Origin of the sequence: Streptomyces sp. RKAG337 (assembly GCF_023701715.1) — a bacterium.
Taxonomy (GTDB): domain Bacteria; phylum Actinomycetota; class Actinomycetes; order Streptomycetales; family Streptomycetaceae; genus Actinacidiphila.
The window spans coordinates 1349987-1364146 of sequence record NZ_JAJOZA010000001.1; the positions used below are offsets into that span (position 1 = coordinate 1349987).

Annotated in this window: 11 protein-coding genes and 1 pseudogene; all 12 read right to left on the reverse strand. The window is 73.0% G+C overall.

The features are described from left to right. Nucleotides 1-5: 5 nt before the first annotated feature. Nucleotides 6-1406 carry an NADase-type glycan-binding domain-containing protein gene (locus LNW73_RS05955; protein WP_250989213.1) on the reverse strand — a complete coding sequence of 467 codons (1401 nt, stop codon included), beginning with the start codon at nucleotides 1404-1406 and terminating at the stop codon, nucleotides 6-8. After that, the gene (locus LNW73_RS05960; RefSeq protein ID WP_250992817.1) at nucleotides 1403-1957 is read right to left on the reverse strand and encodes a phage tail protein; all 555 of its coding nucleotides are present in this window, start codon (nucleotides 1955-1957) and stop codon (nucleotides 1403-1405) included. Before LNW73_RS05960 ends, LNW73_RS05955 begins: the two co-directional genes overlap by 4 nt. A 62-nt stretch (nucleotides 1958-2019) precedes the next feature. Further along, nucleotides 2020-3977, reverse strand: a pseudogene (locus tag LNW73_RS05965) (putative baseplate assembly protein). Next, nucleotides 3977-4420 carry a GPW/gp25 family protein gene (locus LNW73_RS05970; RefSeq protein ID WP_250978359.1) on the reverse strand — a complete coding sequence of 148 codons (444 nt, stop codon included), beginning with the start codon at nucleotides 4418-4420 and terminating at the stop codon, nucleotides 3977-3979. The pseudogene LNW73_RS05965 and the gene LNW73_RS05970 overlap by 1 nt, the downstream one beginning before the upstream one ends. After that, entirely contained in the window at nucleotides 4420-6318 is a 1899-nt protein-coding gene (locus LNW73_RS05975; RefSeq protein WP_250989214.1) for a VgrG-related protein, read from the reverse strand. Before LNW73_RS05975 ends, LNW73_RS05970 begins: the two co-directional genes overlap by 1 nt. Then, on the reverse strand, nucleotides 6318-7040 hold the full coding sequence (locus LNW73_RS05980) for a CIS tube protein (protein ID WP_250978357.1): 723 nt from the start codon (nucleotides 7038-7040) through the stop codon (nucleotides 6318-6320). Before LNW73_RS05980 ends, LNW73_RS05975 begins: the two co-directional genes overlap by 1 nt. A gap of 3 nt (nucleotides 7041-7043) precedes the next feature. After that, nucleotides 7044-7481: a phage tail protein gene (locus LNW73_RS05985; protein WP_250978356.1), complete on the reverse strand. Its 438-nt coding sequence runs from the start codon at nucleotides 7479-7481 to the stop codon at nucleotides 7044-7046. Between the two features lie 107 nt (nucleotides 7482-7588). Continuing rightward, nucleotides 7589-8020 carry an extensin gene (locus LNW73_RS05990; protein ID WP_250989215.1) on the reverse strand — a complete coding sequence of 144 codons (432 nt, stop codon included), beginning with the start codon at nucleotides 8018-8020 and terminating at the stop codon, nucleotides 7589-7591. Nucleotides 8021-11221: 3201 nt separating this feature from the next. Continuing rightward, entirely contained in the window at nucleotides 11222-11380 is a 159-nt protein-coding gene (locus LNW73_RS05995; protein ID WP_014153881.1) for a DUF6760 family protein, read from the reverse strand. Further along, nucleotides 11377-11859 (reverse strand): hypothetical protein, encoded by a 483-nt coding sequence (locus tag LNW73_RS06000; RefSeq protein WP_250978354.1) that lies wholly within the window; start codon nucleotides 11857-11859, stop codon nucleotides 11377-11379. The genes LNW73_RS05995 and LNW73_RS06000 overlap by 4 nt, the downstream gene beginning before the upstream one ends. After that, on the reverse strand, nucleotides 11859-12302 hold the full coding sequence (locus tag LNW73_RS06005) for a phage tail protein (RefSeq protein ID WP_250989216.1): 444 nt from the start codon (nucleotides 12300-12302) through the stop codon (nucleotides 11859-11861). Before LNW73_RS06005 ends, LNW73_RS06000 begins: the two co-directional genes overlap by 1 nt. A 56-nt stretch (nucleotides 12303-12358) precedes the next feature. Further along, nucleotides 12359-13987, reverse strand: coding sequence for a phage tail sheath family protein (locus tag LNW73_RS06010; RefSeq protein ID WP_250989217.1), 1629 nt, complete (start codon nucleotides 13985-13987; stop codon nucleotides 12359-12361). Between the last annotated feature and the right edge of the window lie 173 nt (nucleotides 13988-14160).

Genomic DNA, 14160 nt, shown 5'->3' on the forward strand with positions numbered 1-14160 from the left:
GGGCGCTACGTGCCGCTGTTGGTGGCGCGGGTGAAGAACTCGATCTCGGCGATCGAAACCTGCTTGTCGGGGCCCGCGTTGAACGCCGAGCGGATGACGAACCGCACGCTGACGACGTTGTCCGCCCGGAACTTCCGCTGCTGTGGGCCGCTCACCTGGTCGAGGGTGATGCGGCGCGTGGTCTGCTTCCCGTCGGCCGTGGTGACGACCGCGTCCAGAGCGTGCGGAAGGGCGGCCTCGGTGAGGTCGGAAGCCTTGGTGGAGATCCCGGCCGTGATGAGGATGTTCAGCAGCCGGGTGGGTTCCCGGAAGCGCGCCTCGACCCACTCGCCCTCGGCGGACTGCGAGACGCCGGGGCCCCACCAACTGTTGTTGATCTTGTCGAAGAGCGCCTTCGGCGGGTGGCCGGCGAAGGTATGGGACGCCGCGGCGGAATCCGGGGTGACCTGGACCCGCTTCGCGAAGTGGTCGCGCGTCGCGTTCCACGCCGTACCCACGTTGAGCGCCGCGTAGATCACCAGCCCGAGCGCCAGGCCGTACGCGATCCAGGGGAAGACGCGGCCGATGCCCCGGCGCAGCCTCGGGCGCTCGCCCGCCCACGGCGCCGGACGGTTGCCGAACTCCCACATCCGGCGCCACCAGGGACGCCGGGCTGCCGGGACGCCGGGACGCTCCGCGAGGGACATGCCGCAGCGCCGGCAGAAGTGCCGGTCGGGGCGGTTGCCGACCTCGCACCAGGGGCACGGGGAGCCGGTCTCGTCGGCCGGCTCGGCGCTGGGGGCCTGGACCCGGGGGCGGGCCGCGGCGGGCACGCCGGGCAGGACCGGCGCGACGTCCGGTGCCGGGGCGGCGGCGCGCTGGTCGGCGACCGGAACGAGCAGCGCCCTGGCCCGCGCGCTCGCGTCCGGGGCCGGGTCCGGGGTCGCGGCCGCGGGGGAGGCGGCCGGCGCGACGGGGTCCGCCGGGATCGTGGGCGGGCCGTCGTCCCCGTCGGGCACCACCGCCGGCGCATCGGTGCCTGCGCGTACCGCTACGGGTCCCCGCACCGGACCTGTGCTCCTGGCGACGGCATCGGGGCCGGTACCGGAGTCGGCGCCGGTGTCCGCGTCGGTATCCGCGTCGGTATTCGCGCCGGTATTCGCGTCGGTATCCGCGTCGGGCGGCGTCCCCTCCTCCGGCTCCGAGGCGCCCGGAGTATCCGCGCCGCGCTGCCGGCCTGCCGCACTCGCGGCGTCCCGTTCCTTGCGGTCCGGGATCCAGCTCAGTACCGCGCCGCAGCCGTCGCAGAAGGACTGCCCCGGAGTCGGCCGCGTGCCGCATTCGGCACAGTGACGTGCCGTGTCCCCCGGGGCGCCACCGGCCGCTGAAGACGGCGGGGTGGACGGGGAAGCCTGCTGACTGGTCACCTGTCGGGAGTCCTTTCGGCGGCGGTCACCTGGACCGTGTAAGGCATATGGGCGGGGCAGGCTGCCGCTACGAGGCGCTCCAGCCGGTGCTCGACCGCGGGGCCGGGCTCCGGCAGTCGCACGGTGACGTGCAGAAACGGGCGGCTCTCGCCGGGGACCGGGCCCATGGGCCCGGCGTCCCAGGCGGCGGCGCCGCTCTCGGTGATCTCCGGCTCCACGCCGAAGGCGAGCCGGATCGCCTCGGACAGTCCGCGCCGGGTGCCGCGAATGCGGTGCAGCCGCACGGCGGCGGTCACCGCGGCGCGCAGCGCGACCGTCGTCTCCACGCCGGCCGTCTCCACACCGGCCGTCTCGGCACCGGCCGTCTCCGTACCTTCGGTCTCCGCGCCCACCCACGTGCCCAGCCAGCGGGTGAAGTCCGCGGGCGCGAGCGACGGGGTGAAGTAGGCGTCCAGGCAGTCGAGCACGTTGTGCAGCGGCGCGAGGGTCTCGTCGAGACCCGCGACGAAGCGCTGGGCGAGATCGTCGTCGGCGAACACCGCCGGCAGCATCAACGCCAGCGGGGCCGAGGAGGCGAGTCCGTCGACGGCGCCGCGCGTGCTTCCGGCGGGGCTCACGACGCGTCCCCTATCACCCGGACGCGGTGGTCGAACGAGAAGGCGAGCGCGGAGGGTTCGAGGTCGATCCGGTCCGTGGGGTCGCCGCGCTTGCCGCTGAGCGGGTCGGCGGGGTGCAGCAGTACCTCGTCCACCAGCTCGACGCCGGGCACCCGTTGCAGCACCGCGAACACCTCGCCCGCCTGGACCGGGCGGCCGAAGGGCCAGCCCGTGCCGTGCGCTCCCCCGGTCAGCGGGTCGAGATGGCGGTACAGGGCGTCATGCGCCTGCCGTCTGACCCGGTCGGTGTCGGTGCCGCGGAAGGCGTGCACCGTCGCGACGACCGTCACCCCCTGGTAGAACGGCGGCCCGACCGCCAGCCGGGTGCCGATCAGGCGCCGCTCGTCCAGGTACCGGGTGATGCGCGCCAGCAGGGCGTCGCCCGGTACGAGTTGTTCGAAGCGCAGCCGGCCGCCCGGGTCGGACACGGCTTGCGGGACGACCAGCACCCGTACGGCGTTCGCACCGTGCTCGTCCGGGTCGGCCGCGAGGCAGGTGATGCGCGCGGTCTCGGGCGCCGCGCGGCGCGCCAGTTCCTCGTAGTCCCGCAGGGTCACGGCGCGGTCCTGCCCACCCAGCGTGATGGGCGCCCTGACCTTCGCCTCCTCGACGGTCTCACCGTCGACCCCGCCCCGCGCGGCCTCCCGGTTGACGACGTCGGAGACGTACGGGATGGAGTCACGCAGCACCTGGATGGCGCGCCGGGCGACGTTGCCTCCTTTCCCTCCACCTGTGCGGTAGCGGTGGGCCCGAATGGGCGCCCCTTGGGCGCTACGGCCCCGTACTGGCGCAGGGTGCCGTCCGGTTCGCGCACGGACGGACCGAAGGCGATCTCACCGGTGGTCGCGTCCAGGGTGATGTGCCGGTCGTCGGGACCCGAGGCGGCGAAGTGGCCGACGGTCTCCCAGTCGACCCATCCGTCACGCTCGGCGACCTGGAGCAGCAGCGGCTGCGCGTCTCCGACGACGGGGCTGTTGGCCAGCCGCAGCCGGTGGCCGGGCAGTCCGGTGGCCTCCCCCAGCGCTTCGTCCCGGACCGTCTCGGCGTGCACGACGCCGGTGCTGCCGCCGATGCTGAACGCCTCGGCGGAGCGGATGGTGGGCGACGTGGTGTAGAAAGGCTGGCCCTCGTCCGGCTCCGTGACCCGGCAGCGCAACCAGCCCGCCTCGCGCCGCCCGGTGCGGGAGAGAGCGTGGCCGCCGGGGACGTGCAGCACCACCTCGCCGGGGCGGTTGAGTCCGCCGGTGGTGTCCCGCTCCACGTCACAGCCGGCCCAGCCGTCGGCGGTCCACGCCTCCCAGACGAGCGGCGGCTGCCGGGGGTCGACCCCGACACCGTCCACCTGGCTGTCGAGTTCCAGGACGACCACGCAGTCGGGTACGGCGGCGCTGAGCCCGAAGAGCATGCGGTCGCCGGGGCGCGGAGCCTCCGTGAAGCAGTGCACGTCCTTGGACGCGGCGAGGTCCGAGGTCCGGTCGGCCGGTTCCTGTTCGGCCCGCTGGACCACGAGGTACGACAACGCACAGGGGACCACGGTCAGTTCGCGCTCGGTGGCGAACACCACCGCGTCCTCGGTCTGGGTACGGACCGTTGCGACCTCGGTGCCCGTCGCCAGCACGACGGGCTGCTGTTGCGGCGCCGACAGCCAGAACGTGACATCGGCGCGCGCCGCGGATGGGGGAAAGAGCGTGATCCCGATGAGGTCCAGGAACGCGAGGTGGTTCTTCTCGGGCACCCGATTGAGCCGGTACACGATCTGATCGGCCATGTGGGCGACGGTCTCGACGAGGGTCACGCCCGGGTCGGAGACGTTGTGGTCGGTCCACTCGGGGGCACGTTGCTGGATGTAGCGCTTGGCATCGTCGACGAACTGCTGGAAGCGCCGGTCGTCGAGGTTCGGGGAGGGCAGGGCCATCAGCGGTCGCTTCCAAGGTGCTCGTCGGGCGTGCCGGACCCCTCGGGCCCGTCGTGGGAGGGGATCACGTAGAACGGGAAGACCAGGCTGCGCGGGTTGTTGGTGCCCGTGATCGAGTAGCGGACGTCGATGAAGAGCACACCCTCTTCCGCGCCGGCCGTCACCGCGACGTCATCCACCTCGATGCGCGGTTCCCAGCGGTCCAGGCAACTGTGCACCTCGTGCTGGATCCGCCCCGCGGTGGCCTCGTTGACGGGGGCGAAGACCATGTCGTGGATGGCACAGCCGAACTCGGGGCGCATCGGCCGTTCTCCGGGCGCGGTGGAGAGGACGAGCCTGATGGCCTCCTCGACCTCGCGTTCCCCGCTGACCAGCGCGATACCGCCGGTGGGGCTGATGCGCAGCGGGAACGCCCATCCGGAGCCGACGAACTGTTCTGCCATCAGACTCCTCCCACTGTCAGCACCGGCTTCAAGTTGGAGGTGAGGAGGCCGGTGGACTTGATCGTGGCCGCTTGCAGCCCGATGTTGATGGCGGCGGTCATCTGCAGGGAGACCCCCGCCGTCAAGGCCATGGCCGCACCGGCCCTCATGGTGAGCGCCCCACCGGCGGCCACGGACGCGACGCCGCCCGAGTTCACGGAGAGGGTGGTCCCCGCGTTGATGTTCATCAGGCCGCCGCTGCGGATCGTCACGGAGCCCACCGCGTTCAGCGAGAGATTGCCGCCCGCGTTGATGGCCACGGCGGCGGACCCTCTGATGGAGACCTTTCCCTTGCTGTCCACGACGATCTCGGTCTTCGTCCGGTCCAGATTGATGGTGAGCCGGTCGTCGCCGGTGGACAGGCGTACCCCGCGCTTGAGGCCGACGCTCTGGTCGAGCAGGTCGATCCGGTTGTTGCTGCGGTCGGACAGAGTGCGCCGGGTGACCTTGCCGCGCGTCGGGTCGTAGACGGGCACGTCGACGGGGTCCGGCTTGTCGACGCCGTTGTACAGGCCGCCGATGACGTACGGGTGGTCCAGCGCGCCGCGGTCGAACGCCACCAGCACCTCGTCGTCGACGTCCGGGGAGATCATGCTGCCGCCCTTGGCCCCGCCGAGCTGGACGGTCCGGGTCCAGTCGCTGACGTACATGTCGTCCAGCCACGGGAACGTCAGCTTGACCCTGCCCTGCCGCAACGGGTCCTTGATGTCGGTGACGAGGGCATTGGCGACGCTCGGCAGCCTGGCCGGACCCGCCCCGCCGCCTCCGGAGGTGAGCCCGTACAGCGAACGCCACTGGCGCCCGCTGACGTGCAGGAACGTCTGGTAGTGCTCCTGGTCGCCGAAGGTGTGGCGGGCGGCGGTGACCGTGTACTTGCCCTGGAAGGGCTTGCCGACGTCCTTGAGGGTGACGGCCACGCCCGGACGCAGTGCGGTGTTGCCGCGCGCCGTGATCTCCACCTCGGCGAAGGCGGAGGTCACGTCGTCCGCCAGGGCGTCGGCGGCGTGCTTGACCTCGTCGAGCTTGTCGTAGGGCGTGCCGGTCTCGACGAGTTCGGCCTTGCCGAACTTCTTGGACGCCGCGGAGGGCCGCATCCCGATGGCGAAGCCCGGGTTGTCCAGCGCGGGCGCCTTGGAGACCAGCGGCTGCTTGGTGGTGACGTTCCAGCCCCGCGCCTCGACCGCGGTCACCTGGTCGGCCGAGGTGACCGCCGCGCGGCAGCGCAGGATGTCCTCTCCGCCCGTCAGCAGGAGCGCGCTCTGCTTGCCCGGCAGACTCTCCGCAGGGGCCGACGCGGCCTGTTGCCGCTTGACGAACTGGAATCTGCCCTGGGAGTTGATGGACATCACCATCTCGTTCTCGTCCGCGAGCCGCTGGACGAAGTCCCAGTCGGTGACGTTGGCCTGGCTGATGAACTCGTACTGCCCCTTGGTCCGGGTGGTGCGGCCCACCGGAATGCCGCTCTTGCGCGCCAGTTCGACGGCGATCTCGGTGGCGGTCTTGTTCCGGTACGCCGCGACCCTGCGCTGCCGCAGCATGCGGTGGCCCTTGTCGTAACCCCGGATGACGGTGAACGTGCCGGTGCGGTCGTAGTCGGTCTCCAGCGCGGTGACCTCGCCGGTGATCATCGGGGTGCCCTTGCCGTCGGCAAGGGGCGCGATGACCACGGGCACACCGATCTCGACGCTCAGTTTGGCGAGGATGTCCTTCTTGTCGTCACGGAAGGTGAGCTGGAACGCGCCGGGCACCCCCGCGCCGAAGTCGACCCGGCCCGCGACCAGTTTCTTGTCCTCCGGGGACTTCAGCTTGGCGCCGCCGATCTGCACCGTGAGGATGTTGGAGAAGCCGATGTCGGACATCAGGCACCGACCTCTTCCGCGGCAGGCAGCATCAGTTCGACCCCGGGCGTCAGCACCTTCGGGTCGTCGATGTCGTTGGCCTCGGCGATCGTGCGCCACACGGTGGCGTCGCCGTACTCGCGCCAGGCGAGGAGCTGGAGCGAGTCGCCGGCCACCACCCGGTGCACCCGGCGGGTGGTGAGCGCGCCGGAGGTGGGGTTCTGGCCGAGCGTGCTGCTCGGGATCTCGTGCAGGCTGACCTGGCAGACGGCCCGGATCGGCATCCCGTTGGTGTTGAAGAGGGTGTACTGGGCCTCCACGGAGCTGACGTACGCGTTGAAGCGGGCGGTGGAGAAGGCACCCCACTCGAAGACCACCCACGGCGTCGACGGCTGCTTCGCCGCGATGCTGGCGGTCGTCGTCTCGCAGCAGGAGAAGAGCGCTTCGACCTTCTTGCGCACGTCGTTGCTGTCCGGGTCGTCGGAGCGGTCGAGGAAGATCTCCACCGACATCTCCCGCGGCTCGGGCCCCATGAACTCCGGTACCGCGCCGTCCCGCACCGCCGCTGTGGGCGTGGTCTTCCACTGGGCCCGGCGGGTGAGCGACAGCTGGGACGGGTTGAAGTCGAAATGGAAGGTCTTCATGAGCGCGCCGGGGCTGGTGCTGCTGCCGATCGGCGGCTGGTGGATAGCGAGTGTCGCCCGCACCAGGCTGTCGCCGATGCCGAAACCGGAGAGGTTCATCGGCTACACCTCCCCCGCGTCCGTGAATCCGTGATGGGCGATCTCCAGGACCTCGGTCGCCACGGCGGGGTTCGCCGGGTCGAAGGAGGGACCGCGCCAGCTCACCGGAAGGACGTCGATCAGCCCCCACTGGGCGACCACCGAGCCGTCGGCGCGCAGCGCGGCGATCTGTCCGGTGGGCCGGGTCACCCCCGTGGTCACGGAGGAGATCCACTCCGCCACCTTCGCGGTGGCCTCGGTGAGGGGGCGGGTCAGCGTGATGTTGGAGAAGGTGACGCGGGAGGGCAGTTGCCAGACGAATCCGTTGTTGCCGCCCTCCTGCCGCTGTTCGATCTCGACCTGCGAGGAGAGCCCTTCACAACCGTTGAAGTTGCCCAGGCTCTCACCGTCGATGGTGAGGTTGAAGAAGATGGTGGAGCCTGCGTCGAGTTCCTGGGGCATCAGGTGGGGCCTTCCTGCGGTTCCACGGGGGTCGGGCGATGGGGCGGGGGGGTCGGGCCTGCGGACCGACGTGACGGATCAGGCGGCTCGGCTCGCGCGCGGGGCTGTCAGTGGCGTGGGTCGCGCAGCTTGCCGATCCGCTCCCGGTCGTGCCGCAGCTCGGTGCGGAGCAGCCGGGTCATCGGCTCGATCAGCCGGTGGGCCAACTCGGCCACCTGGTCCTCCTTCAACTCACGCGGGGTGAACCGGCTCGTCACGGAGGGCGCCGGCCGCTCCGCGGCTCCCCCGCCGCCACCACTGCTCCGCTGCACTTCGACGGACGTGGCACGGCGCGGGGCGGACACCCGCACCGGGGCGGGCGTCGGCGTACGGACCGGCGGCGCCGCGGCTGCAGGCGGAGCGGGACGCGCGGCCGGGATCGCGGGCGCCGCACGCTGCACGGGGAGCGCGACGGCCGGCGCGGGCCGGGCCGGCGCCAGGGACACGACGGAGCTCCGAACCGGCCGGGCCACGGCGGCGGTCGAGAGGGCGGACGCCATGGGGGCAGTGGAGGATCCGGAGCCACCGGGAGCCTGCCGTACCGGCGTACGGCCGGTCCCGCCCGGGACGAGTGGCACCGACGCGGACGCGGCGCGCTGAACGACCGGGAGGGCCGGGGCAGCACCGTGGGGATCGCGCCCTTCGGTACCGGGTCGTACGGGCGAGGACGCCGGGGTGGGAGCGGCCGGGGGCCGGGTCGCGGCCGTGAGCGGCATCGGACGGACGGCGGCGGGCGGGGTGGCGGAGCGCTGTACGGCAGGCCGACGGCTGCCGACGGTCGCGGGCCGAACACGGTGCAGACGCACGGGGGTCGGGGCCCTGTGCGCCGTCGGCGCGGGAGCCGGCGCGTGGGCGGACGGTGAAACGGCACGCTGGACCCCTGGGCGCGCGGACGCCCCGGGAGCGGCGGGCCGCCGCGCAGCGACCGGCTGGGCACCGGCCACCGGGGGCTCCCCGCGGCGCGGCGCGGCGGCTGCCGGAGCATTGCCCGCCGCCGCGACCGGGGCCACGGACCGTGGCCCCGCCGACGCCGGCGTGAACCCGGCGGCCGTGACCGGCCGGGAGGAACCCAGCAGCGGGGCGTACGGAAGGGACCCCTGCCGCGACGCCGACGGCGGGCCGGCCGACGTTCGGGAGACAGCGGGGGTCCGGGATACGGCGGGCGCCCGCCCCCCGGAGGGCAGGGCGGTCGCCGGGGCGCGGGCGGCCGGAGCGGACGGGAGGGCCGAGGCAACGGCAGAAGCCGGCCGGAGCGAGATCGGGGGCCGGGCTGGGGTCAGGGGCCGGGCCGAGGGGGGAGTCAGGGGCGACCGCTGCACGCGCGGCGTACCGCTCGCACGGCCGGATCCGGAGGTGTGGTGCACGGTGGGGCGCACCGCCTCTCCCCCGCCGGACCGGGCGTGGCACCAGGAGCGGGACGGGCACTGCGTCCAGGAACCGGCCGTGGGTGACGCACCGGCCGGGCGGTCGAGGCCGTCACCGACCACCGCACCGGCACGGTGGGCACTGCCGCCCGCGGCAAGGGAGGCGCAGCGGCCTGTTGGTCGGCTCCGGATTCGGCCGCTACGACAGGCGGTGTCGAATTCGGCTCCGGGGTCGCCTTGTTGGCGCCGTCTTCGCCGGATCCGCGCGGCGGCCGAACGGGAGCGCCGGGCGCGGGCGCGCCACCGCCCGCTGCCGGACCGGTGGTTGCCGCTACGGAACGGTGAACCGCCGCCGGACGCGTCACCGCTGACGGCGCGCCGGCCCGGGGGCCCGGTGCGGGTGCAGGTGTAAGTGCTGTTGCAGGTGCGGGAATGCGCCCCAGCGGGGGTTTCCCGGCAGGGCCGGATCCGCCCCTCGGACCGAGCGGTGTCGGCGCAGCAGCGCTGCCGGAGTTTCCCGGGGTGGCGAGCCGCTGCACCGGTAGTGGGCGGCCGCTCCTCCCGGCGGCCGCATCGGGTGTCAGCGTGGTCGGGCCGCGCGTCGGAACGACGGGTGGCCCGGCCACGCCGCCGGGCCCCGGCAGGGCCGCGCCACGCGCACCCGTAAAGGAGCCGGAAGGGCTGGAGGAGACGGGGACATCGGTGGTCGGCGATGAGCCGGGTCCGGGAACCGGAGCGGACCCGGTCGGTGCGGGCGGGCGCCCGCTCGACGACGCGCGGTCGGCAGGACCGTGCCGCTGCACGGGCGACGCCGGTGCGGGAGCGGTCGCGGACGCCGCGGGGCCCGCAGCCGTCCGCTCGGTGGGCCGTACGGCGGGCGGCATGGGAGTGCGCGGCGGCCCGCCGACCGCCGGGGAACGCTGCACGAGTGGTGCCCTGCCGGGAACCGGGGCACCCGTCTGCCGGGGCACCGCCGGGGAGGCCGGCGGGTTCACCGTCCGACCGCCGGCAGGTCCACTCAGCGGAGCACCCAACCCGGGCCGGACGACCGGACGTGGCCCGGGCGGAGCCGCCGCGGGGGTGCCGGCTCCGGCCGTGCTGGTCCCGGACGTGCCGGACGGGCGCACCACGGTTTCCGGCCTGGCTGCCGATGTCCTCGGTGCGGGCGGCGGACCGCCGTTCCCGCCGCCGGCCGCCCGCACCCCGCCCGACGGCACACCGGCCCCGGGGCCGCCGAGCAGCGGCGCTGCCGGCGGTGTCGGTCCTGGCGAGGACGAGGACGGTTGCACGGCGGGACCGACGAGGCCGCGCCGCTGCACCGGTGCGGCCTGCGGTGCAGGTGCCGCCGGCGGAGCCACCGGTCCCGTCAGCGGCGGTCCGAGCAGCGAGCGCCGACGTGGCTCGGCGGCCGCCGGACCAGCCGACGGACCGGGAGCGCTCGCCTCACGCCGCTGCACGGGAAGTGCAGCGGTGTGGGCCGGCGGGGTGTGGGCCGGCGGGGTGTGGGCCGCTGAGGACGCTGCCGAGGGCGCGCCCGCCGGACCCGACCGCGGGGGCCCGGCGGCACGATCCGCGCCGAGCCGCCGCCGCGAGGTCCGTCCTGGTCTCCCTCCGCGCGCTGGACGCGCACAGCGGCGGCCCCGGTCGCGGTGGAAGAAGGTCGGGGAGCCGGGGGTACGGGCGCGGGTGTCGGCGTCCGGACCGGTGTCGGAGCGGACGGGGACACAGACGTCCGCACGGCCACCTCGCCTGCCGCCGGGGCGGGCGTCCCCCGGCGCGGCGCCACCGCGGGAAGCACCCTGCGCTGCACCGTTCCAGGGGCGGAAGCCCGGGTCAGCGCCAAGGGCGCCGGCTTCAGCCGCGGCATTACGGGAGCGACCCGCGGACCCAGGGCGCGCTGGACCGAGGGCCACTGCGGCTGGCCCGGACCGCTCGCACCGGTGTCCCCCCGGGCAGCGTCATCAACGGCAGCGGCGATCGGCAGGGGCCGGGCCGCGCCGCGGTCACCCGGCCGGGGCGTCCCGGCGAACGCCAGGGTGTCCTTGATGAGACCGGTCGGGGCACCGTCCAGGACGGCATGCGAGAGCGTCCCGGAGAAGGAGTGGTTCTGCCAGGCGGTCAGCGAGCCGCCGAAGTCCGCGGACGCGACCGTCACCCGCGCCGGAGCCGTCAGCACGCGCTGGATCGGTGGCAGACCGGCCCAGCCCCGCCCCTTCGCGGAGACAGCGGCACCGGTGCCCGCGGCGGCTCGGTCTCCGGCGGACGCCTCGGGAACGGGGCCCGGCACCGTAGCGCCCCCGCTCCGCTCCCGGCCCCTCAGCCGGTCGAATATGCCCATCACCGCTCCGTTGCAGCACGCGTCACCAACGTGGCGATCTGCTCGGCATATCGCCGCCGCTCACGGTGTTCGAGGTCCAGGATGTCGTCCAGGTTCCAGTGGAAGTGGTAGGCGATGTACGCGATCTCCTCATGGATCCGGTCGGTCGCGTACGTCACGATTCCCCCAGGCGGCTCCCGCCGAGCTCGACCTCGAACGGCTGCTCGCAGTGTGGGCAGGAGACGCCGGCCCTGGTGTGGCCCTCGGCGTTGACCTGCCGGTAGAAGTCCTGGAGAAAGGCGAGGTCGGAGGCGAACATGTTCTCCACCACGCCGTCGTGCATGTGCGCCACAGTGCCCAACTGGGTGATGACCCGGCCGAGCAGCACCACCGAGAGGTACGCGGGGTTCTCCTGCACCCGCATGTCCCGCAGCGGGATCAGCTCGTCCCGAGCGGTCGCCAGTCGCATCACACCCTCGCGATGCACGGTTCCCATGTCGTCCACGTACCCGCGCGGCAGCTCGAACGCGAACTCGGTTCGCAACGGCTGCCGTACGGGCTGTGCTTCCGCCGGTACGACGGCCGGGGCCGCCACGTCCGCGGGAGCGGACGTGGCGGCAGCGGCGTCGGTGGCAGGCCTGGCAGGTCCGCGACGCATTACTCGGTGACCAGCTCTTCGTAGACGATCGTGACGGTCTCGGTCATCACGGAGGCTTCGCCGGCCGTCGCGGCCGCGCCCACCACCTTGCTGCACCAGGCGTTGCGCAGGTGCTGCCGCCGGACCGGGTTGAACTGGTAGTCCATGTAGATGATGCTCGCGTTCTTGCGGGCCGAGCCCATGTCGCCGCGCAGCGAGGCGGCGATCCACTCGGTGAAGGCGGTGGACTGCTCCATGCCGCGCGTGACGGTGGTCTCGCCGGCCTTCTTCACACCGGGCATCTTCTTGGTGATCGGCTGGCCGTTCGCCGAGACCTGCTGGTACTCGATGACGTCCTGCTCCATCCCCACCTCGCCCACGGCGTGCAGGTACTCGACCATGACGCCGTCGATCTGGAGGCCGAAGTTGTGGGTGGTGAGGGCATCACCCTGGGAGAGACTCATGAAAGCCGTTCCTTCTACTGATGGTCGGAAACCGTACGTCGGAGGCGCGTGGCGTGCTACTCCTCCAGCTCGCCGCTGCCGCCGGAGAACTGGGCCAGCCGGAAGATCACGAACTCGGCGGGCTTGACCGGCGAGACACCGATCTGGCAGATGACCCGGCCGAGGTCCACCGACTCCACCGGGTTGGTCTCGGCGTCGCACTTCACGTAGTAGGCGTCCTCCGGCGTGGCGCCGAACAGCGCGCCGCTGCGCCATTCCGTCACCAGGAACGCGGAGATGTTCCGCCGGATGCGGGCCCACAGGGCCTGGTCGTTGGGCTCGAACACCACCCACTGGGTGCCGTTGAGGATCGACTCCTCCAGGTAGTTGAAATACCTGCGGACGTTGAGGTAGCGCCAGGCCGGGTCGGAGGAAAGGGTGCGCGCGCCCCAGACGCGGATGCCGCGGCCGGGGAAGGTGCGGATGCAGTTGACGCCGATCGGGTTGAGCAGGTCCTGCTCACCCCGGGTGATCTGCATCTCCAGGTCGACGGCGCCGCGTACGACCTCGTTGGCGGGGGCCTTGTGCACGCCGCGCTCGGAGTCGTTGCGGGCCCAGATGCCGGCGATGTGGCCGCTCGGCGGGATCAGCCGGGTCTGGCCGCCGGCCGGGTCGAAGACCTTGATCCACGGGTAGTAGAGCGCGGCGTACTTGGAGTCGTAGTTGGACGTCTCCATGCGCCACACCCGGATCTGCCGGGCGTTGAGGCCGGGCGGCGGGTCGATGATCGCGAGCCGGTCGCCCATCAGTTCGCAGTGGGCGATCAGCCCGAGCTGGACGGCCTTCACGGCCTCCAGGTCGATCGCGCCGCGCTGGTAGGCGGCCATCAGGTCGGGGACGGCGACCATGGAGATCTCGTCCACGGCTTCGAGGCCGCCGAAGCCGGTGCGGTCCGAGGAGTCGCCCAGGTACTCGGCGATGCCGACCGGCTCGCTCTCCGCCGCGTCCGGGACCACGGGGGGCCGCGCGGCGGCGACGGGCGCCTCGAGCGCCACCGTCTGGTTGTCGGGGCGGGCGAGTTGCGAGGCCGCGGCCGCCTCCTGCACGGAGATCAGCTTGGACTGTTCCCTGACCTGGGTGACCACATAGTTGCGGGCGCCCTTCTTCGCCGAGACGTCGAAGGTCTCGACCGGCTTCGGGCCGTCCTTGACGACCAGCCGGAACCGCTCGGCGGGGCCTTCGCCCTCGGCGTCCGTGACCTCGACGCTGAGCGTGCCGCTCTCACCGGTCGCGACGGCCGACACCTTGAACGTCCCCAGTGCCTGTGCCGCACCGGCCGTGAGTGCGGCAGGCGCTGCCGCGGCGCCGGCGACCGCCGACCGGCCGCGCCGTCCGCCGACCGGTTCGGCGCCTTCGCCGGGCGCCCCCGTCACTCCGCCGGGCGTGCCGCCCACCCGGACCACATAGGCGGCGGATCCGCCGTTGTTGAAGAAGCCGTAGACCGAGTGCGCCAGGAAGTACCCGTCGGTGAATTCGCCGAACGCGGCCACGTACTGGGTCCAGTTGGTGACCAGTGTCGGCTCGTTCAGCGGGCCCTCGGGCGCCAGCCCGACGAATGCGGCCACCGAGGTGCCGACTCCCTCGATCGGACGAGAGCCGCTGGCCACCTCTTCCACGTATACGCCCGGCGACAGGTAAGACGGCATGCTCTGCTCTCCTCGGGGTACCAAGACAAGACCACACTCACCCTCGCGGCCCGTGCGCGACCGGGGATACGTCCTCCCGTGCCTTACCAGGGGCACCGACTGTGCCCCCAGGGGCAGCCGAGGGTCGCGGAACGGTCTGCCGCCACCAGGAGTTCCGGCGGGGGCGTACCGAA

Coding starts and splice junctions, on each gene's coding strand:
- LNW73_RS05960 (WP_250992817.1), bottom strand. CDS start 1,957: ATGCTGCCGGCGGTGTTCGCCGACGACGATCTCGCCCAGCGCTTCGTC.
- LNW73_RS05970 (WP_250978359.1), bottom strand. CDS start 4,420: ATGGCAGAACAGTTCGTCGGCTCCGGATGGGCGTTCCCGCTGCGCATC.
- LNW73_RS05975 (WP_250989214.1), bottom strand. CDS start 6,318: ATGTCCGACATCGGCTTCTCCAACATCCTCACGGTGCAGATCGGCGGC.
- LNW73_RS05980 (WP_250978357.1), bottom strand. CDS start 7,040: ATGAACCTCTCCGGTTTCGGCATCGGCGACAGCCTGGTGCGGGCGACA.
- LNW73_RS05985 (WP_250978356.1), bottom strand. CDS start 7,481: ATGCCCCAGGAACTCGACGCAGGCTCCACCATCTTCTTCAACCTCACC.
- LNW73_RS05990 (WP_250989215.1), bottom strand. CDS start 8,020: ATGGCGTCCGCCCTCTCGACCGCCGCCGTGGCCCGGCCGGTTCGGAGC.
- LNW73_RS06000 (WP_250978354.1), bottom strand. CDS start 11,859: ATGCGTCGCGGACCTGCCAGGCCTGCCACCGACGCCGCTGCCGCCACG.
- LNW73_RS06005 (WP_250989216.1), bottom strand. CDS start 12,302: ATGAGTCTCTCCCAGGGTGATGCCCTCACCACCCACAACTTCGGCCTC.
- LNW73_RS06010 (WP_250989217.1), bottom strand. CDS start 13,987: ATGCCGTCTTACCTGTCGCCGGGCGTATACGTGGAAGAGGTGGCCAGC.